This is a genomic window from Sphingobacterium sp. UBA5996 (assembly GCF_002429765.1).
Classification (GTDB): Bacteria; Bacteroidota; Bacteroidia; order Sphingobacteriales; family Sphingobacteriaceae; genus Sphingobacterium.
The window spans coordinates 82,351-104,296 of the sequence record NZ_DJAS01000010.1; the positions used below are offsets into that span (position 1 = coordinate 82,351).

General features: G+C 42.7%; 15 protein-coding genes. 14 read left to right on the plus strand and 1 reads right to left on the minus strand.

Annotated features, from left to right (window positions below):
• The first annotated feature begins 178 nt into the window (after positions 1–178).
• From B3E00_RS06960 to B3E00_RS07000, 9 genes are all read left to right on the plus strand, one after another.
• Entirely contained in the window at positions 179–970 is a 792-nt protein-coding gene (locus B3E00_RS06960) for an alpha/beta hydrolase (RefSeq protein ID WP_209574922.1), read from the plus strand.
• A gap of 127 nt (positions 971–1,097) precedes the next feature.
• Positions 1,098–2,948, plus strand: coding sequence for an FAD-dependent oxidoreductase (locus B3E00_RS06965; protein WP_209574921.1), 1,851 nt, complete (start codon positions 1,098–1,100; stop codon positions 2,946–2,948).
• A gap of 24 nt (positions 2,949–2,972) precedes the next feature.
• On the plus strand, positions 2,973–4,400 hold the full coding sequence (locus B3E00_RS06970) for a DUF5009 domain-containing protein (protein WP_209574919.1): 1,428 nt from the start codon (positions 2,973–2,975) through the stop codon (positions 4,398–4,400).
• A 1-nt stretch (position 4,401) separates the two neighbouring features.
• Positions 4,402–5,718 carry an MFS transporter gene (locus B3E00_RS06975; RefSeq protein WP_209574917.1) on the plus strand — a complete coding sequence of 439 codons (1,317 nt, stop codon included), beginning with the start codon at positions 4,402–4,404 and terminating at the stop codon, positions 5,716–5,718.
• A 5-nt stretch (positions 5,719–5,723) separates the two neighbouring features.
• Positions 5,724–6,413: a GDSL-type esterase/lipase family protein gene (locus B3E00_RS06980; RefSeq protein WP_209574915.1), complete on the plus strand. Its 690-nt coding sequence runs from the start codon at positions 5,724–5,726 to the stop codon at positions 6,411–6,413.
• The gene (locus tag B3E00_RS06985; protein ID WP_209574913.1) at positions 6,410–7,153 is read left to right on the plus strand and encodes a GDSL-type esterase/lipase family protein; all 744 of its coding nucleotides are present in this window, start codon (positions 6,410–6,412) and stop codon (positions 7,151–7,153) included. The genes B3E00_RS06980 and B3E00_RS06985 overlap by 4 nt, the downstream gene beginning before the upstream one ends.
• Positions 7,150–8,088: a DUF4434 domain-containing protein gene (locus B3E00_RS06990; RefSeq protein ID WP_293937837.1), complete on the plus strand. Its 939-nt coding sequence runs from the start codon at positions 7,150–7,152 to the stop codon at positions 8,086–8,088. The genes B3E00_RS06985 and B3E00_RS06990 overlap by 4 nt, the downstream gene beginning before the upstream one ends.
• A 136-nt stretch (positions 8,089–8,224) precedes the next feature.
• Entirely contained in the window at positions 8,225–9,391 is a 1,167-nt protein-coding gene (locus tag B3E00_RS06995) for an AGE family epimerase/isomerase (RefSeq protein ID WP_209574909.1), read from the plus strand.
• A 10-nt stretch (positions 9,392–9,401) separates the two neighbouring features.
• Positions 9,402–11,243, plus strand: coding sequence for a carbon starvation CstA family protein (locus B3E00_RS07000; RefSeq protein WP_209574907.1), 1,842 nt, complete (start codon positions 9,402–9,404; stop codon positions 11,241–11,243).
• A gap of 36 nt (positions 11,244–11,279) precedes the next feature.
• On the opposite strand, the gene B3E00_RS07005 is transcribed toward B3E00_RS07000, so the two are convergent.
• Positions 11,280–12,509, minus strand: coding sequence for an ROK family transcriptional regulator (locus B3E00_RS07005; RefSeq protein WP_209574905.1), 1,230 nt, complete (start codon positions 12,507–12,509; stop codon positions 11,280–11,282).
• Between the two features lie 313 nt (positions 12,510–12,822).
• Between B3E00_RS07005 and B3E00_RS07010 the strand changes: the two genes are divergently transcribed.
• From B3E00_RS07010 to B3E00_RS07030, 5 genes are all read left to right on the plus strand, one after another.
• The gene (locus B3E00_RS07010) at positions 12,823–16,032 is read left to right on the plus strand and encodes a SusC/RagA family TonB-linked outer membrane protein (RefSeq protein ID WP_293937841.1); all 3,210 of its coding nucleotides are present in this window, start codon (positions 12,823–12,825) and stop codon (positions 16,030–16,032) included.
• 23 nt (positions 16,033–16,055) lie between these two features.
• Entirely contained in the window at positions 16,056–17,759 is a 1,704-nt protein-coding gene (locus B3E00_RS07015) for a RagB/SusD family nutrient uptake outer membrane protein (RefSeq protein ID WP_293937843.1), read from the plus strand.
• Between the two features lie 18 nt (positions 17,760–17,777).
• Complete coding sequence (locus tag B3E00_RS07020; RefSeq protein WP_293937844.1) at positions 17,778–19,445, plus strand: DUF5018 domain-containing protein; 1,668 nt, start codon at positions 17,778–17,780, stop codon at positions 19,443–19,445.
• Positions 19,446–19,516: 71 nt separating this feature from the next.
• Entirely contained in the window at positions 19,517–20,707 is a 1,191-nt protein-coding gene (locus tag B3E00_RS07025) for a copper amine oxidase (protein WP_293937846.1), read from the plus strand.
• The gene (locus tag B3E00_RS07030; RefSeq protein WP_293937848.1) at positions 20,707–21,582 is read left to right on the plus strand and encodes a hypothetical protein; all 876 of its coding nucleotides are present in this window, start codon (positions 20,707–20,709) and stop codon (positions 21,580–21,582) included. Before B3E00_RS07025 ends, B3E00_RS07030 begins: the two co-directional genes overlap by 1 nt.
• Positions 21,583–21,946 lie beyond the last annotated feature (364 nt).

Sequence of the window (21,946 nt, forward strand, 5' to 3'; positions counted from 1 at the left end):
GCATTGGAAGTTTTTCCAATGCTCTTTTTATTTAAGGTGAATTGATAAACTGACTTCGTTATAAAATAACGTAATGCGATTATATTAAATAAAAAAAATTATTAAATACTTTTTTTATTGTAAATTTTATTATTAATTTAGCTTCAAGATAAATCTAAAGACTGACTCAATTATATCCATGCGTTTAATCATATGCCTTTTATGTGCCATTGGTACAATGTTGGCCAAAGGACAAGAGCTGTACATTTTAAAATCTACCCATCTTTCTGGAGTAGATTCCGGCTACGTCTATATACCAAAGATGAAGCCGGGCAACCGAGCCTTACCTGTTGTATATGTGCTGCATAGTCATGGGGCAAATTATAAAAGTCTTTCAAAATTTGTCGATTTTCAGGCATTGAGCGATCAATATGGCTTTGTAGTGGTATGCCCTGACGGTCTTCGGACGAGCTGGTTTTTAGACAGTCCACAAAAAGATGGTTCTCAATTCGGACAGTTTCTGACTGAGGAATTGATGCCCTACATTCAGCATAAATATCATACGGATCGTGAAAACTCATTTATTACGGGTGTGAGTATGGGGGGGCATGGTGCACTTTGGCTCTTTTTTAACTATCCATCATTTTTTAAAAGTGCTGGCAGCAGTTCGGGAGTTGTCAATCTGAGACATTCGGCTTTCAAGAAAACAAGTCTAGCCCAACATTTAGGTCAATACAGCGATCAAAATCCATTATTCGATCGTTTTAGTGTCATCCATAATGTCCATAAGGTCGCTGGGAGTGAAAAGACATTTATTTTTGATTGTGGTACTGAAGATTATCTATATGGGGCCAATAAGTCCCTTCGGGATAGTTGTGATGTACTCAAGATCAAATCGACTTATATTGCGCAGCCCGGCGCTCATACCTCTGGCTACTGGGCCAAAACCATTCCGGTTCATTTCGCTTATTTTAATCGTCTGATCCATTAATCGATAACCTATATGTTTTATTCACCTTATACTGATCCTTTAGTCCGGCAACAAAATAGTGTATCTCTGGTTCTTACGCCGGTATTTGGCGCGTATTTTTTAAATTATTTACTGCAATTAACTTCATATGAATTGGTTTAAATCTTTTTTTTCTATTTTATTGATTTCTGTCACACTCTCCTCGCAGGGGCAGACTGTAGCATCATACGATGTATTGATCGTTGGTGGCGGTGCTAGTGGTGTTGCGGCAGCTTTGCAGGCAGCGCGGTTGGGAAGTAAGGTTCTTGTCGTAGAAGAGACAGGCTGGTTGGGCGGTATGCTCACGTCGGCTGGAGTGTCGGCTATTGATGGTAACCATCGTATGCCCTCGGGAATATGGGGTGAATTTAGGGCAGAACTTTATGCGTATTATGGTGGTCCAAAGGCAGTGGAAACGGGTTGGGTAAGTAACACCTTGTTTGAGCCTTCGGTAGGAAACCAGATACTAAAAAAAATGGTTGGCGCCGAAAAAAATATTGCCGTTTGGTATAAAAGCAACCTTTTAGATCTGAAAAAACAGGCTAAAGGCTGGACTGTTGCCATTGAACGGAAAGGGAAAAAGAAAACCGTAAGCGCTTCTATTTTAGTCGATGCGACGGAGTTGGGGGATCTCTTGCCGCGTGCGGGTGTTGCTTACAGCATCGGTATGGATAGCCGCTACGATACGAAAGAAGAATTTGCTCCCGAAAAGGCCAATTCAATAATTCAAGACCTTACTTATGTCGCTATCCTGAAAGACTATGGTGCCGATCCAAAGAGATTGCTAAAGAAACCTCAAGGTTATGATCCTAAAGAGTTTGAACATGCCTGTGATGTTAAAGATCCTGCTTCACACAGCAATACGCCTATCATCAATTGTGATCAAATGATTACCTATGGCAAATTGCCGAATGGAAAATACATGATAAACTGGCCTAAAGACGGAAATGATATCTACCTGAATATTATCGAGATGTCGCCAAAGGCGAGGGCGGTGGAATTGCAAAAGGCGAAAGATCATACCTTACGTTTTGTATATCATCTTCAAAGTCAGCTGGGTTTTAAAAACTTGGGGCTTGCCGATGATGAATATGATACGGCCGATAAACTTCCCTTTATTGCTTATCATCGCGAGTCTAGACGTGCTAAAGGCTTGGTGCAGCTTACATTGCCTTATGTGCAGAGTCCTTATCAGCAGGAGCTGCCTTTGTACCGCACAGGTGGGATAGTAGGCGATTATACCATCGATCATCATCACCTGAAGAACCCGGATGCACCCAAAATTGATTTTGTTAAGATTCGGGTACCATCCTACAATGTACCCCTTGGAAGTTTGATTCCTGAGAAAATAGCGGATTTTATTGTTGCTGAAAAAAGCATCAGTGTGAGCAATATTGTGGCTGGGGCCACCCGCCTTCAGCCAGTTGTATTGGGTATTGGTCAAGCTGCTGGAGTGCTGGCAGCGCTGTCTGCAAAACAAGCTGTTACTCCCAAAGATCTTTCATTAAGGGAGGTACAGCAAGTACTTTTGGACAATCATGCCTATCTCATGCCCTTTATCGATGTTGATCCAAAAGATAGTTGGTTTCAGGCAATCCAACGTGTTGGAGCAACTGGCATTCTTAAAGGAAGAGGTGTACCCTACAAATGGGCCAATCAGACTTGGTTCTATCCCGAACACCGCATAAGCGAAGTAGACCTGATCGATGGTATGCGTAGTTATTATCCAGTTGCCGATAAAGTCGCTGGCTCGGGGGCCGATGTGACAGCAGAATTTTTTGCGGCGCTATTGCTCCAGGTCGACCCCACTTTGAATAAAGATAAAATCAGGTCCGTCATTGCAGCAAAAGAAAATCAAGTGTTAACAAGGGCTCAAGTGGCGGTTGTGCTGGATCATATCCTAAAGCCGTTTGAACGGCCGGTGGATTTTACCGGCCAATTTATAGCAACAAAAAATTGATTTCCGAACGCATAGAAAAACGAGATGACACCAATTTTACCAAATTCTACAGCGACTCCACAGCAGCGAAACGATAGTTTGGATGTTCTGCGGGGAATTGCCATCCTTTTAATGGTGCTTTCATCGAGCATTTCATTTGGAAACCTGCCTGCTTGGATGTACCATGCACAGGTGCCACCGCCAAAACATGCATTTGATCCCAGTGTAGCAGGTGTAACCTGGGTAGATCTGGTTTTTCCGATTTTCCTTTTTACGATGGGTGCGGCCATCCCATTGGCTATGCGGAAAAAAGTGGCTAACCTAAACGCTTTGCCTATCTTGGGTACAATTTTTAAGCGTTTTGTTGCCTTATTCTTTTTTGCCTTATTTTCTTTTTATATGCGCGCTTGGGTGATGCGTTCTGAGCCTGGTACATCGCACTATATGATGTCTATCATCGGCTTTATCTTACTCTTCTTAATTTACGCAGATTTAAAGTCCTATTTGCCGATGCGGACCGCGAGACGTGTTCACGTAGTGGCCCTGTTGCTATCTGTAGGGATGCTATATCTGGTGTATGCACAGACGGATAGATTTACCCTCCAGAAAACAGATATTATTATCTTGGTGTTGGCCAATATGGCTTTGTTTGGGACAGTATGGTGGTGGCTGACGGCGAAATCCATCTGGTTACGTATGGCGATTTTACCATTTATTATGGGCGTTTTTTTGGGAGCCAAAGAAGTCGGTAGTATCAACGAATTTATATACAAACTCAGCCCTGCGACTTGGCTTTATCAATTTTATTACCTCAAATACCTCTTTATTATCCTTCCGGCGACAGTTGTCGGCGAGTGGATCATTGCTGATACATCGTTGGCTGAAAAACCCAGCATGCAGCGGTCTCAACTGGCATTACAAGGCTTGCTTTGTGCCTTTCTGATTGGACTGAATGTCTTCAATCTCTATATGCGTTATCTCGATATCAATATCGGACTTAACCTGATGTTGATCTTTTCACTATGCTTCTGTTTAGGCATTTTTCGAAAGGGCGAAGCACTGACATTACAGGCAAAAATGGCTGTACTCGGAAGTTATCTGCTTTTTTTAGGACTGATCTTCGAAGCGTATGAAGGGGGAATAAAAAAGGATTATTCCACATACAGCTATTATTTTGTCTGTACAGGCTTAGCCTGTTATGCGCTAACAATGCTGTGTTGTATCGAGAAACTTGCTTTTGGAAAACCGCTGTTTCAAGGTATAGCACTGGTTGGTAAAAATCCGATGGTCGCCTATACCGCAGGAAATCTAGTGTTGATCCCGCTATTGGCGCTTACGGGATTACAGAGCGCTCTTGATCAGATGGGGGCACAGGGTGCTTTTGGGGGAGTGATGCGCGGTGTATTATTCACCGGAATTGTGGCGCTGTTGACGATCGTGAGCAGCCGATTAAAACTTTATTGGAAGTCATAAAATGAATGAATTATTAGAACAAACGGTGGAGCTTCGCAAAGGGCGTAAGGCACTTCCGCCTATTTTTTGGATCTCCACAACATGGTTTGCCATGGGGCTACCTTTTGTTGCCCTTTCGGGTGCGAGCTCCATTATGTATAAAAATTTGGGGGTATCGGACGCACAGATTGCTTTTTGGACCTCATTGATTATGCTGCCCTGGACAATAAAACCCTTATGGGGACCTTTTTTGGAACTGTATAAGACCAAGAAATTTTTTGTCTATACCACGCAGCTGCTCACGGGGCTACTCTTTGGTCTGCTTGGTCTTACGCTGCAGTTGGATCATTTTTTTAGCTTCTCCATCGCCTTATTGACACTGATTGCATTCAGTGGTTCCACACATGATACCGCAGCCGACGGGGTATATTTGAATGAACTGAATGCAAAACAACAGGCAAAATATGTCGGCTGGCAAGGTGCTTTCTATAATGTCGCCAAAGTGTTTTCTGGCGGCGTACTCGTTTATTTGGCGGGGCAATTGGAGCAGGAAATCGGCATTAAATCCGCGTGGATGGTGGTGATGTTTGCTTATGGATTTATTATGTTGGGCATTGGATTGTACAGTATACGTGCTTTACCTGCTCACGATGAAGCTCCCAAATCCACTTCTTTAAAGGAAGGAATGGATACGCTTAAAGACGTTATCATAACTTTTTTTCAGAAAAAGAATATTTGGTTTAGTTTGCTTTTTATTGTCTTTTATCGTTTTGCTGAAGGGCAGGCTATTAAGATCACCCCCTTATTTTTTAAAGCGCAACGTACCGAAGGTGGGCTTGGCCTCAGTACTTCGGAAATTGGATTGCTTTATGGTGTATTTGGTGCCATAGCTTTTGTGTTGGGGTCGATTGTCGCAGGGCATTTTGTATCCAAAAAGGGCTTAGACCGGAGAACACTTATGATCCTTTGTTCCTTCTTTAATATTCCATTTGTAGCTTATGCATTTCTTGCGATTACATTGCCGACAAACCTTTATCTCATCGCTACTGCTGTCGCCATCGAGTACTTTGGATATGGTTTTGGCTTTATCGGAATTATTCTTTTTATCATGCAAAATATCGCCCCAGGTAAATATAAAATGGCACATTACGCTTTTGGAAGTGGTCTTGTCAATCTAGGATTTATGATTCCTTCGATGATCAGTGGCTGGCTAAGTGATCATCTGGGGTACAAGGAATTTTTTATCTGGGTATTAGTTTCTACTATTCCGGCCTTTTTGGTTTCCTGGTGGGTTCCGTTGCGAAAACCCGAAAAAGTGCATACGGACGAAAATAATTAATGCATATGAATATACTTTTTTATAGGAACTGGAAGGCCTTATTGTTGCCTTTTTTTTTACCGGCATTGACTTTAGCGCAATCAAAGGATATTGATTCTACGTTTGATAATCAACATTATCGCGCAAGGCTTGAGTTTTTTAAAGCGGTGCCCAATCAGAAGGACGAAATCGTTTTCCTTGGCAATAGCATTACCGAAGGTGGAAAATGGCAAGAAATCCTCCAGCGGAAGCATGTGATCAATCGTGGGATTAGCGGCGATGTGACTTACGGTATTTTAGCACGACTAGACGAGATATTAGCGTCCAGACCACGAAAAATATTTCTGCTCTGTGGGGTGAACGACATGAAAAGAGGAATACCACTTTCCATTATTTCAACGAATATAGAGAGGATAATAAAGCAGGTTAAAAAGCAGTCGCCAAATACAGCGCTTTTTGTGCAAGGACTTCTACCTGTGAATGAATCTTTGTTACCAAAAAGCTATGAAGAAGTACGAAATGAAAAGATTGTGTCGCTGAACAATGCTTTGAAAGAATTGTGTACGGCACATCAAGTTCGTTTTGTAGACTTACAGCCGATATTGGTGGACGGTAATGGGGAATTAAAAGCTGAGCTAACAATTGATGGCTTACATCTGAAGCAAGCCACTTATTTAATTTGGGCCAATTATTTAAAACAGCAAAAACTCTTATGACGTCGCTGGAATCTTTTAAGGTATTTCCAGCAGCTGGAAAGTATCTTCGGGGCGGTGTTTGTTTACATTTCCTCATTGGAATATGTCTATCGGTATTTTCCCAGTCCCTCTCAGCTCAGGAGACTAAAATAGATAGCAGTTACGCCAACTGGTATTATCAACAACGAATGGCCTATTTCGAACAAAGTCCAACCATTAAAGGAGCAATCGTGTTTTTGGGAAATAGTATTACTGAACGGGCAGAATGGCAGGAATTGCTTGCAGATTCAAGATATCCTGTACTGAACAGGGGGATAGGCGGAGATAATTCGTTTGGGATTCTTGCGCGTATAGATGAGGTGTTGCGCGGACGTCCGCAGGCAATTTTTCTGATGGATGGCATTAATGACCAATTCCGAAAGCTTCCGCAGGAAGTGTCGGTCAATAACTACAAGCGTATCATTAAACGAATAAAAAAGATCTCACCAAAGACCCTTATCTATCTTCAGAGTGCCTTACCGATCAATGAAGAACTAACAAAAGAGCCTTATACAAAAGGTAGAAATGTGTTGGTTCCGGTCTTAAATGAAAAACTAAGACAGCTTGCAGCAGATGAAAATATCCCATTTGTTGATCTCTGCCCACTTTTTCAGGACAATGAGGGAAGACTTAACGCAATTTACTCAGCTGATGGTGTGCATCTGATACCCAGTGCCTATATAAAATGGGTACAATTATTAAAAGAAAAGAAATATTTATGAGAATTACAGGAACATTTATTGACGAGATTTCCCACGATATTCCGCACCAGAACTGGGGGGCAGAAGAATGGGATCGGGATTTTGCATATATGAAGGCAATTGGTATAGACACTGTTATTATGATTCGCAGTGGCTATCGTAAATTTATAACCTATCCATCGGCTTATCTGATGGACAAATATGGCTGTTTTAGACCATCGTTGGATCTTGTAGAGCTTTATCTGCAGCTTGCAGACAAGTATGATATGAAATTCTATTTTGGGCTTTATGACAGCGGTATTTATTGGGAGACAGGAGATCTGAGTCACGAAATCGATTCCAATCAATATGTAATTGAAGAGGTTTGGGCTAAATATGGGCATTATAAAAGCTTCGGTGGATGGTATATCAGTACGGAAATCAGCCGTAAGACGAAAGGAGCTGTTCATGCTTTTCGTACACTTGGGTTACAGTGCAAGGCGGTCAGTGGGGGCTTGCCGACATTTATATCGCCCTGGATTGATGGAAAAAAAGCTGTGCTTGCCGTTTCTCCCGAGCTTAGTAAAGCCGATGCAGTTTCGGTATTGGAACATGAACGGGAATGGGGCGAAATTTTTGAAGGTATACAAGGAGCGGTCGACGCAGTGGCCTTTCAGGATGGACACATTGATTACGATGAGCTTCCCGATTTCTTTGAGGTCAATAAGAAATTGGCTGATAAATATGGTATGGCCTGTTGGACGAATGCCGAATCTTTTGACCGGGATATGCCGATTAAATTCTTGCCGATCAAGTTTGATAAACTAAGATTAAAGCTTGAGGCTGCGGCAAAGGCTGGCTATGATAAAGCAATTACGTTCGAATTCTCCCATTTTATGAGTCCACAGTCCGCTTATTTACAGGCAGGACACCTTTACAATCGGTACCAAGAATATGCCCTGAACAACAATTGGTGATAGGGATCACGTGTTTAAAGCACGCCAAATGACGACAAAAAGTAATCTCGAAGAAGTTAGAGAACAAGACATAGCATTATTGATAAGAGTAGGCCAGAGATTTTAAATGGCCTTTAAAGAGCAAATTCATTTATATATGAATCATTATAGTACAATTTACAAAGACGAATTATTTAATCATATTCTTCCTTTTTGGACAGCACATTCCCTAGATAGGGATTATGGGGGGTATTTTACCTGCCTGGATAGAAGAGGTGAAGTTTTTGATACGGATAAGTTTATGTGGCTGCAGGGGCGACAAGTTTGGCTTTTTTCGAGCATTTATAACAAGATTGAAAGCCGTTCCTCCTGGTTGGACATCGCAATGCATGGCGCCGACTTTATGGAAAAATACGGTCGCGATGACGAAGGGAACTGGTATTTTTCACTCGATCGACAAGGGAAAGCGCTTGTAAAGCCTTACAATATTTTTTCAGATTGCTTTGCTGCCATGGGGTTTGGTGCCTTATATACGGCAACACAGGAGCAACGTTATGCAGAAATTGCGCAACATACCTTTCACAATATATTGAAACGCCGGAACCATACCAAAGGCATATACGACAAAACAGTTCCCGGGACGCGTCCATCAAAGAATTTTGCGTTGCCCATGATTCTTAGTAATCTCTCCATCGAATTAGAGCACTTATTGGATCCTACTTTGGTGCAAGAACTGATTGAAGATGTTGTGGTCGAGGTGATGGATGTATTCTATAAAGAAGATCAGGGACTTGTCTTTGAGAATGTAAGTCCCAATGGTGCATTGCTGGATAGTTTTGAGGGAAGATTGCTTAATCCTGGACATGCCATAGAGGCCATGTGGTTTATGATGGATTTGGGAGAAAGATTGCAGCGACCAGCGTTGATTGAAAAAGCCATGCGCGTTGGTGTCCGTATGCTGGAGTATGGATGGGATGAGAAATATGGAGGTATATTCTACTTTATGGATGCGCAGGGTAAACCGACCCAGCAGTTGGAATGGGACCAGAAGTTATGGTGGGTGCACTGTGAAACACTGGTCTGTATGGCGAAAGCTTGGGTACTAACGGGAAATGAAGAGGCTAAACGTTGGTTCGAACGGGTTCATGAATATACTTGGACGCATTTTAGGGACCCCGAACATGGCGAATGGTTTGGCTACCTCAATCGAAGAGGTGAGGTATTGCTCGATCTTAAAGGCGGAAAATGGAAGGGGTGTTTCCATGTTCCCCGTGCATTATGGAAGGTATATGAGGTATTTGAAAAAGCAAAAATAATCGTGTAACTTAACTGCTATGGATGCTCTCAATGGAATAAATGCGTTGACCTTAGTTTTTGCTGCGATATTGCTCTTTGCGATTGCGTATCGGTTTTATGGCTTGTTTCTCGCAAATAAATTGCTCAGACTGAATGGCGCTCGTCAGACACCGGCGGTGGAGTTTGCAGATGGACACGATTATGTAAAAACCGATAAGAAAGTACTGTTCGGTCATCATTTCGCGGCAATCGCCGCGGCAGGACCACTAGTTGGTCCAGTGCTCGCGGCACAGTTTGGTTATCTACCGGGGGCTCTGTGGATACTAATTGGTTGTGTATTAGGTGGCGGTGTGCACGATATGGTCGTGCTTTTCGCTTCTGTACGACATAAAGGAGAAAGTTTAGCGACCATTGCCTCCAAGGAGGTCAGTAAGCCTATTGGAGCAGTTGCCGGTATTGCGGTACTTTTCATTTTGATTTTGACCTTGGCCGGTTTATCGTTAGCCTGTATCAGTGCAATGCATGAGGCGCCATGGTCATTATTTACGATTATATTAACAATGCCCATTGCTATTTTAATGGGCTTGATGATGCGCTACCGTGAAGGCTCGGTTACCTTGGCAAGTATCATTGGTGGTGTGCTACTGATTGGTGGTATTATCTCAGGTCACCACCTGATGCAAATTCCTACTTTCCACGCGCTTTTCAACTGGGATGTAAAAACGATTTCCATCGGTATTGCTGTATATGGTTTTTTTGCTTCAGTATTGCCCATCTGGCTATTATTGGTCCCAAGAGATTACCTTTCGACCTATCTCAAAATAGGTACAATTGTGATGCTTACGGTAGGAATATTTTTTGTCGCACCAACCATTCAGATGCCTGCTCTGACCGCATTTATCCATGGTGGTGGGCCAGTCATTGCAGGTCCTGTTTTGCCTTTTATCTTTATTGTCATTGCTTGTGGTGCCATATCAGGTTTTCACGCTATTATTGCAACAGGCACGACGCCCAAAATGATCGGTAATGAACGCGAGATCTTGTTTGTTGGCTATGGCGCCATGCTTGTCGAAGGCTTTGTCGCGCTGATGGCTTTAATTGCAGCTTGCACGTTGATGCCGGGGGATTATTTTGCCATCAATACACCAGTAGCCGACTATGCACAATTTTTAGCCCAGCATCCGCATCTTTCAGCGGTGGATTTACAGCATTTTATCGATCGAATTGGTGTGGACCTTCACGGTCGAACGGGAGGGGCAGTATCCTTGGCTGTCGGAATGGCCCATATCTTTGATAAAGTCCCTTTTATGAACGATATTATGGCCTATTGGTACAATTTCGCTATTATGTTTGAAGCCGTGTTTATCCTTACCGCAATCGATGCAGGTACCCGGGTGGGACGCTTTTTCCTACAGGAAATGCTCGGAACCGTTTTTCCTAAATTTAGTGATAAAAACTGGAAACCAGGTGTATGGATTTGCAGTGCCTTGTTTACGTTTTCGTGGGGATATTTGGTTTATACCGGTAATGTAAGTAGTATTTGGCCATTATTTGGTATCAGCAATCAGCTGTTGGCCGCTTGTGGTCTAATTGTGTGTACAACGATGCTCATCCGAATGAACAGGCGAAAATATGTCTTGTTTGCTGCCATTCCAGGTGTTTTTATGGCCATAATCACCTTTTGGGCGGGCTATCTTCAGGTTGTGCAAGGTTACATACCCAAAGGTCAATATCTACTGGCTGGATTGGCTATTGCGGCGATGTCCCTTATGGCGATTGTTTTTATTGGAACGTTTAAGAAGTGGATACACCTCGCTCAAACGAAAACCGAAGTAAAAGATCCCTATGGAGAGGTCGTCAAGGAACGAGTAGAAAGGTAAAATAGCGTGGATTTTATTGAAATCCACGCTTTATGTTTAATCGATAATGGAAAGTAGTCGGTCTCGGATAAGAAGGCAGGCGCCTAAAGCTGCAAGTTTTTCCCCATTATTTGAATTGGCAAGTTTGGTGTCCTTGTTGACAATAGACAATGAAAATTTATTGACTGCATTCTTTAGCGGTAACATCAGATATTCCTCACTTTTAGCTAAAATTCCACCAACAATGATGATTTCTGGATTAAAAATATTGATTAACGTTGCGAGCCCGCGACCTAGTTTTTCCCCAAGCTCATTGATGAGCTCAATAGCAAGATTATCATCTTTTTTTGCAGCTGTTATAATATCGCTGAGCCGGATATCTTCCAGATTGTTAAATTTTTTTGTCAAAATACTAGTTGCGCCATTTTTTATTTCCGCAATGACTCGGTTACGAAGGGCAAAACCAGATGCTTCCGTTTCAAGACAGCCCTTTTTTCCACAGCGGCAGATGATATCGTTGTCAAATATCGGAATATGGCCAAATTCACCCGAGAAACCGGATTTTCCATAATAAATCTTTCCATTGATCAAAATTCCTAGTCCGATGCCATTGTCCACATTGACAAAAAGAGCATCTTTCTCATCCTTTAAAATTCCACTCGAAAACTCTCCATAGGCAAGCGCCTTACTATCGTTTTCAAGATAGGTGCGCAATTGTAGTTCCTGCTCAAAATATTTCGATAGGGGATCTTCATAAAAATTAAAATAACTGTAGGAATAACCTGTTCGGTAGTTAATGCGACCAGATAAATTAATGCCGACACCCAATATTTTATCTTTTTGAATCTGATGCGTTGCAATAAACTGGTTGATCTCCCGACAAATATTTTGAAGCGATTCCTGGTTATTTTCCAAGCGATGGGGAATTTCTTCTTGTGTAGCAACAATGTCTTTTTTCATATCCATCACCACGATACTGAGATGATCATGGCTTACTTGGACGCCAACAAAAAAGGCTGCATTTGCAAGTAGACCATAGGAATTCGGTTTTCTACCAATTCCCGAAGTCGACTTTCCATTGTCCTGGACCAATGCATCTTCCATAAGTTCATTAATAGATTCGTTGATTTTTGGAATACTGATGTTGAATTCCTTGCTCAGTTCAGGAATAGTTGAAGGCCCCTTGGTCGCAAAAAAGGTCAAAATCTCCTTTTTAAGCAAAATATTTTTATAGGCTACACCGCTATAGCTTGCATCATGTAAGTCACTCAAGAATTTTATACTCATAACTGTGTTACGTTAACTTATGGGTAAATATAGTAAATATATCATCATGCAAAATTAAGTTTGTGTTTTTTCTTCTTTAGTAGATCTCAATTAATAAAAAAAATTAGAAATAATTTGAATATTTAAAATTTTATTTCTTATTTAGTGTTGTATAAATAATATACCTAATAATTGTAAACCAAAATACGTTGCCGTGCCGGTGTCAGAACGTTGCATGTTTTATCCAATGAAAAACGTCTGATCATGGTTTAGGTAACCGAGTGACCATAAATACTTATTTTTTAACATAACACTATTTTTTCATTCCTAAATTATGAAACCAACACATGTAAAACGCAGGTATCTTTTTAAGGCATTGGGATTACTTATTGTTTTTATGCAATCCGCAATAAGCTTTGCTCAATCCATTGTAAATGGTACCATACGAAATCGCGATGAACAGCCTATTGCTGGCGCGACGGTTAAAGTAGTGGGGACTTCTGTAACAACACGTACGGATCAAAAAGGGAGTTTTACCGTGCAGGTAGACCGACTTCCGGCTGAACTTCAGGTTAGTTATATCGGCTATTTGTCGCAGTCGCGGAAGATCACAGTTGCCGGTACACAGAGTTTTGTTTTGGAGTCCGATCAGCGTCAAATTGATGAGGTTGTAGTAGTAGCCTATGGTACGCAAAAGAAGAACAACGTCGTTGGATCTGTCGTTCAGATCGGTGGTGATCAGCTCAAGAAAGCCCCGTCGATGAATTTGACCAATGCACTCGTAGGACGTGTTCCCGGATTGACAGCATTGCAACAATCCGGCCGCCCAGGGGCAGATAACGCGACCTTGTATCTGCGCGGAGTTGGAACTTATGGTGGTAATCGAAGTCCTTTGGTGATTGTCGATGATATCGAAAGACCGCTTTCTACCTTGGCTTATCTGGACCCAAGTGAGATAGAAACGATTTCCTTTTTAAAGGATGCAGTCTCCACGGCCGCTTATGGTGTACAGGCCGCCAATGGTATTATATTGGTTAAAACAAAAAATGGACGAAAGGAACAGACCAAAGTAACCTATGACTTTGGATACAGCATTGGCCAAAATACCCGCTTTCCAAAATTCCTCAATGGACCGGATTATATGAACTGGTATAACAAAGGAACAGAACTGGACAATGATTTTCTCCGAAATACGAAGCAAACTGAAGCACCTTACATCTACACTCAGGAACTCATCGATGCTGTGGCAAATGGAACCAATACCAATCCGTTATTTGGGAATACAGACTGGATTGGCCTATTGGCAGATAATAATAGCTATTCGCAACATCATGCAGCGACAATTTCGGGTGGAGCGGGCAAAACGCAGTATTTTGCTTCGGTCAGCCATATGAACCAGGACGGGGTGATCGACAATACCAATTTTAAACGCTACAATATCCGTACAAACCTTAAAAGTGAGCTTAATGAATACCTGACGGTTGGTTTGAACATTGGTTTACGTAATCAAAATACCAATTTACCCGGTATTTCACCCGATAACTCGGCCTATATGAATCCATTTTACCAGGCTGTTCGGATGCTCCCGAATCTGCCTATGTATGCCCCAAATGGACTTCCGGTAGCATATCAGGCAGGAGCAGGGTGGGTCAACCCAATTGCTTCCGTTGCAAATTCGGGATACCAGAAGCTCAAAAGCAATATCTTTCAGGGAACAGCAAACATCGATTTTAAAGTTCCGGGAGTAACAGGTTTGCTGGCAAAAGTTCAGGGCGCATACGACTATAGTTCGGATGAATCCAAATCTTGGCTGACACCCTATCCGACGATGGGAAGACAGCGGGACCAGGTTGCAGGCGACTTTGTGGCGATGACCACTTTGCCCGGAATCACGAAGACATCTCTTCGTCAGAGTTTTGCTGCAAACTATCGCAGCACCTGGCAGGCCAGTTTAAATTATAACCGCACTTTTGGTGATCATAGCATCGGTGTGTTAGGTTTATATGAATATGCAAAAACTCATGGTAATCAATTTGGTGCCGGCGCAAGTAATTTTCCAATCAGTATTATTCAGGAAATAAACTATGGTTCGGCTTCCCAGGAAGACATTATCAAGTCTACAGGTTCCAGTGATGCCGAATCTGCACGTGCGGGATTTGTGACACGGCTGAATTATGCTTTCCGCGATCGTTATTTGGTGGAGTTGGTATCGCGTTGGGACGCCTCCGCTAACTTTGCCAAGGAAAACCGCTGGAAATCTTTTCCGGCCATTGGATTGGGCTGGGTTGTCTCAAATGAGTCCTTCTTTAAGGAAGCTGTCCCTTTTGCAGATTTTCTTAAATTAAAAGGGTCTATTGGGCGTACAGGTAACGACCGTGCACAAGTGGGTAGTTTCCCTTACATTAATACCCTTTCACAAAATACAACACCAGTCATTGTCATAGACGGCAAGCCGGTCAAAGCCTTATATACCAATGCACCTCAAAACCCGCTATTGAAATGGGAAGAATCCACCACATCCAATGTTGGATTTGAATCACGGTTTTTAAATGGAAAATTTGGTTTTGATTTCGAATGGTTCTATCGTTATACTTCCGGTATTTTGGGACAGGTTGGAAACCTTTATCCAGCGTCGATGGGTGGTTATTTTCCGAGTTTGGCCAATATTGGCGAAGTTGATAATCGCGGTTTTGATGCTCAATTGCGTTATAACGATCGTTTTGGTGAATTTAAACTGGGCGTAACCGGCAATATCAACTGGGCGAAAAACAGGTATCTGAAACTGGATGAAGCGAACGGTATCCCTTCTTGGCAGAGTCTCATTGGCAAACCTATCGGAACAAAAATTGGATTTGTCAAAGAGGGGATGGTACAGACCTGGGAGGAAGCACGCAATACACCTTCACCAAGTTCGGGATTTATGGCTCCCGGTTTTTTCAAATTTAAAGATTTGAATGGCGACGGGCGGATTACCCGAACGGACGATATGACCTATATTGGACGCTCCAACGTACCTGAATTAACATTCGGTTTGAATTTCGATATGGCTTATAAAGGCTTCGACTTTTCAGCATTGTTGCAAGGTGCTGCACGTGTTGATGTTGCCCTAGCAGGAGCCTATGAAGGATCGTCAGGAACTTCAGGGGTAGAGGATAATACACCTTTTACGCGACCTTTTTATAACTATGGAAACTCCCCTTATTTCTTGGTTGAAAACTCATGGCGCGAAGACAATCCGAATGCCGAATTTCCACGTATGAGTGCCTATAAAGCAACAGGCATGTCGACGAACAATGCAAATGCCAATTCAGGATGGATCAGAAAAGGAGATTATCTGCGGCTTAAATCCGTGCAGTTGGGCTACACTTTCCCGAAAGGATTGCTGAATGCAGCGAAGATTGAACATGTACGCGTGTTTGCTTCGGGCTCAAACCTTTTCACATGGGATTACTTGAAATACCTCGATCCCGAAATGCCAAACGTCAATAATGGATTTTATCCGCAGCAACGGATTTTTGAATTTGGTTTAAGCGTTACTTTTTAATCTCCTAAAAATTACTATTACAGATGAAATCAACTCTATATACCAGCTGTCGGCAGCTTTCATTTTTAGGCCTGTTGTTTATGGCGCTGCAAGGTTGTTCTGTCGATCTAATTCCACAGGACCGGATCGCAGAAGAGAAAGTATGGGCTGACCCCAATTCGGCCGAACTATATGTGTCGGGTATCTATGCTGAATTTAAAAAATTCCAGTTTGGTCAATTTCCAAATTTAGGCTATGATAATGCAATGGATGCCTTAGCCGATGGAATGAAATTTACCTCAAATACCGCTGGGAATGGTACCGTCAATATTCTTGTATCCAACTCAAACCAGTTTTCTTCCGCAAGTGTAGGATTGAATTATTGGGCGAGTGGATATGAGCGTATCCGTCGTATCAATGAAATGATCAATGGAATTAATACCAAGTCCAGCCTTTCCGATGCTCAAAAACAGGTTTATGAGGCTGAGGGCAGGTTCGTGAGAGCATATGCCTATTTCTGGCTGGCAAAGATCCATGGAAGCGTGATTCTATTCAAGAGTATGGATCAGTATACTGAAAAAGATCATGAACGCTCGAGTGAGGAAGCCGTTTATGATTTTATCCTGGAGGATCTCCAATTTGCGGCAGATCATCTTCCGCTCAACAATCTTGCCGGCCGGGCTACCCAGGGCGCGGCCTATACCCTGATGGCGCGTGTAGGACTATATGCAGGCTCTATTGCTAAATATGATCTCAAGCAGTTCAATCAGGATCCTTTGACGGGCATTTCACAGGCGAGGAGCGCAGAGTATTTTAAAAAATCAGCCGATGCAGCGCAAAAAGTCATCGATATGGCTAATGGGGGACTCTATGCTTTGGACGATAATTTTGCAAGCATTTTTACCAATAAAAATACAAAGGAAGCAATCTTTCGGGTAGATTTTGCGGCACCTGATGTCACGCATCAATACGACCTGGGCTATGCTCCACCTCGGGATGCTCCGGGTAATACATTGGTTTATGGTGTGCCAACCGCAGAATTGGTCAATGAATTTGAAATGGCCGACGGATCCAAATTCTCCTGGCAGAATGCTGCGCAGGCAGCGGCTCCCTATACAAATCGTGAACCTCGTTTCTATGCGACGATCTTGTACAATGGTGCAACCTGGAAAGGAAGAACACTGAATACGTCGACGACCGATGCGATAGAAGGATTTACAACATTTGGCGCGAGTGGCGACCCCAAACGTACCGTTACGGGATACTATGTACGCAAAATGCTTGATCCTACAAATACGACATTCGTTCAAAATAAGAGTACACAAAGCTGGATCGAAATGCGCTATGCCGAGGTCTTGTTGATTATGGCGGAAGCGAAAGCGCAATTGGGTGATTTTGCGACTGCAACCACCTACATCAATCAGCTTCGCCAGAAGCGTGGACTTAATGCCCTTAGCCTTGCCAACAATAATCAGGCAATGGCCGCAGTGGAGCACGAGCGCAAAGTTGAACTGGCTTTTGAGGGGCATCGTTTCTGGGATTTGCGCCGTTGGAGAAAAGCTCACCTCCTGTTAGATAATGTGAAGTTTACAGGGCATAAGATCAGTCCGAACGCAACAGGATTAACGTATGAAGTTGTCTCAGCAGACGCAACCAACAGAAGTTTCAGTACAAAATTATATTATCTGCCCATACCTGAAAATGAAGTGCAGTTGAACGGCGCTTTGACTCAAATTAAAGGTTGGTAAAAACATGAAAGACTAGCAATGGACAAAATAAAATTTTACAGTTTATGGGCCTGTGCGATCCTTTTGGGAGGATGTCAAAAACCTAATTATCTGGAGCGGAATGTGAAAATTCAATTGATGGATTTTTACGCTACGATTGATGGGAAAGGGCAAGATCGCCTCTTCTTGAGTACGATCAGCAATGATACGGTGTATTTGCACGTAGATTATTATTATCCGATCGATTCGGACAATGAAGTAGATCTTTCGCGATTGATGCTGCGTGCTTCCATTCCGGCTGATGCCCAGGTGACGCCGGGATTAAATGGATTTACAGACTTGACGGCACCCAAGAAAATTACTGTTACCGCGGGAAACGGTGACGCAAAGGATTATGTGGTTATTGCCGAGAAGAAAGGTAATACAGATATTTCGGGAATCAAAATTACATTTAAAGACAGCGAACAGAAAGTCAATGAAGTTGAGGGGATCTTAAACGGGAATACGGTGACGTTTTATGTGGTGCCGGGTATGGATCTTTCACAATCTACGCTGAGTTACGTTATTAATAAACATTCCAGTGGTTCTATAGCAAGCGGAGCTCAGGTCAATTTAGCAAACGGTGCAGAAGTACCCCTGACGATTTCTGGAGCCGGAAATATCAAGCGGCAGCTCAAATTGGTTGTTAAAGAACCTGTCAAACTTGAAAAAGGGGTGGGCATTAACCGGCGCTTGTTCCTGAAGAAAGCGGCAGACTTGGGCTTTACTGCAAATAGTGAAACGTCCTGTTTTGTGAGTGGCGACTACTTGGTGATTGTGAGCCGGACTTCCCCATCTGTATTTAAGGTATATAACCGTTTCACAGGAGCTTATTCCCATAACCTAACAAATCCTTTCCCGGCTGGTCGTTTGATCTTCCAAGGCGTGAGCGATGAAAAAGGACGATTTATGTTAGGAACTTATACGCCGAATGGACAGAGCTTTGTGCTATACAAATACAGAGATGTTTTTGATACCAGTCCTGCCAAGCTATTGGATCTACCTTATAGCAAACCTGCTGCGGTAGCTGCCGGCGATGGCAATATCGGTCGTAAACTTAACTGGGTAGGGGATATGGACGGAAACGGTCAGTTACTCGCTTCGGTTGCAACCAGTCGTTACCTCCTGCGTTGGACAGTCGAAAATGGCCAGATAAAATCTACCGCGGCCGATGTCCTGGAATATAAGGATGGTGCGACATCATTGGGCTTCCTTCCGGAATATCTTCCTTTAGGGGTCGGCACTAACGCCGAACTGATCGCGAGCACTAACGCCGAACTTGCTTATGTTTCGGGAAGTACCTGGGGGCGGCTAGCAGCATTCCCGGCAATTACAGGTACTGCTATGAATGGTGGTATCGCCTTTCAGCGTTTTAACAACGCAGATATTTTGGCTCAGGTCAAATTGTTTGGAAGCAATGAGATTGGTCAGCTATATGTTTATGATATTAGCGATCGAGCCCGCATTGGTACCACACTGAGTTCAACGACCTATAACCAATTACGTGTTTATGAGTCCGAACTGTTTAATGGCGGTACCAATGGTAACGCAACCAGCGACATCTGTATGGGAACTTCAGAAAATGGACAAAGGCTTCAGGTGTATATGTTGACGACCTTTGGTTATCTCGTTGCGCAGGAGTTTACAATTTATGCCGATTCAAATTAAAATAATCGTTCCTTCACGCAGCTTGTGTTGCAGTGGAGGAACATTGTATTCATTCGTAAAAAAATAAAATTATGAACAAGCACATCAAAACAAGCTTATTGTTGATGTTAGGTTTAGTTTCGTGTAAAGTTGGATTTGCACAAAAAAATGATTTAAGTAGCGTGTCCAAAAAGATTGTAAGCGCAAATAAAGGCGATATCGTCTTATTGGAAGATTTTCTAAAAACGGACTTTCCCAAGTTGCCTTACACAAAGACCGTATTACCGGGGCCGCAGTATATCATATCTGATGATCCCGAGTATATCCGTGTTCCGGAAGCCATTGCACTACAGGAGACGGTTGATCCCGGAGCAGTTAGGTTGTATGTCTATAACGTCAATGGTGTCAAAGAACCTCAAAAAATGCCCCGTAAGATTTCGGCGGTCATAAAAAACCTGGGGCATGAAAATATGCATTTTCGCATGTTGAAGTATGCTTCACAAAAACCGAGTTCAAACTATTTTGAAATTGGAAAGAAAGGGCTTGAGGACTACTTTTTATCTGCTGTAAACAATCAGGTGAAAGTGCTTAAACCGGGGGAAGTGATGGCTATCGATGAAAAACTGGAAAAACAGCTGGTACAATACGATGAACTTGTCCATGGATTCTATGAATTTGTGGTAGACCAGCCGGCGCAGATCGCTGTCATACAATTTGCCCCAAATGAGTCTGGACCAAAAGTGTTTCCGCGGATAAAGACCCTGATTCCACATAGTCACGCAAACGCTGGGCGTGGTATTTTTCCAATTTCCAATTATCAGATTAATCCGAAAGATACGCTTGACACCAAAAAAGGAGCAGTGCAGCTGATTGTTGCCGACGGGCAGGACGATCCATGGATCACGGGAACGATTGGCGCGAAAAAGGAATTTGCCAAGAATGCCGGAAACTACGGTGTGCTGTATAAAACAAAGATCAAATGGAAGAGTACAGACGGAAAAGGATTGGCTTTGGTTAGCTGGAACAGCCGATCTGGTGACAACCAATGGTGTGGTGGTATGGGGCTGACAATGGAACTTGTGAGGCAAGACGGTCAAAAGACGGTGATGCAATATCCCAAAAATGCGCTGATTACAAAAGGTTATCCAGAGGCAATTCTCATCGAAACTTATTGGCCCGACCCGAAGAAGGAAATACAGGAAATAGAATTCACCTATTCTCCTCCGGGAGCTTCCTGCCTACCGACACCATTAATTTTTTTACCCATTGATCCGAAGAAATAATGAAACACATACGCTTACTTTTTTTACTAGGCCTGACCGCCTGCAGTGCAAAAAATGAATTTGTTAAACCAGAATTTCCGGTCGTAGGTGTTGATGGGAATGAGTATCTCAAAAATGAGGTGCGTCCGGCTTCTTCAAAAGCTTGTTTTCAAGGAGCCTACTATCGAAAAGTCGTTTCCAGTACAGATGTTTGGGTCGGCATTAAGGCCGAAGTTACCTTACCAAAGATGGAATTTGATCCGGCGCGGTTGAACCCGGGCAAACCCAAGCAATACCTGGATAATCCCTCTGTTTATATGGGCGGTAACATGGGGGGACAGGAAACGGATATTGGTCTTACCTGGGAAGTTATTAAAGATGAAAAAGGAAATGTGACCGAAGACAGGCGAGCTTTCAGACCATTTTTACGAAGAGCAGCACATAGCTCTGGCCAGGCAAGTCTTTACCAAAATGCACCTGCACAAGAGGAATATTATTGGTATCCTGGAGAAAAGGTGTTGATGACATTGGAAATTGTATCCACGGGCATGCTAAAGTTTGTAATACAAGGTGCAGGAAAAAAATATGAAGCTACGTTTGAAAGTGCAGGATATACCCTGGGTGGATTGGGTGAGTTTAAGCGGGTGAATGCTATCGATCAGGTGGCCAATGAAGGCAAACCTGTACAGGCAACAAAGACGAAAGTATTGGAAGCGATTTGGTCCTACACCACTTTACTCCGTTATGATGCAAAGCAAGTGATCGAAGTGCCTATGCATGCGGGACGGATGACGCAGATGGCCTGTCCAGCGGCGCAATATTTTAAAATCCAACAAGATGCAGCCAACCTCAAAAAAGGAGGGGAGACTGTTGTGATTAATGGGGACGGTTTTTAATATTGTTCAAAGAAAAGTATATTGGGTTGAAAGCAGGTTGTAAGCAACTGGCTTTCAATATTTCTAACAACGATTAGTTTTTTCTATTCGTATTGCTAAAGTCCTGTTTAACCGATTTAGTGAATGATAAAAAATGCTTTTTTTTAAAGTTTTATTTTGTTTATACAAAGTTATTTTTTACTTTAGTGTTGCCCATTCAAGGGCACTTTTCATAAAATAGGTTAATAATATGGCTAAAACACCCGGGGTACCCCATGCTTTCGGGTGTTTTTTTGATTAATTATCACTTTCTATCAGGCCCTAAATGATCGGGCTATACCGAAATTTTGTCATCAGTATTTTTTCTTCCTATACAGCATCCACC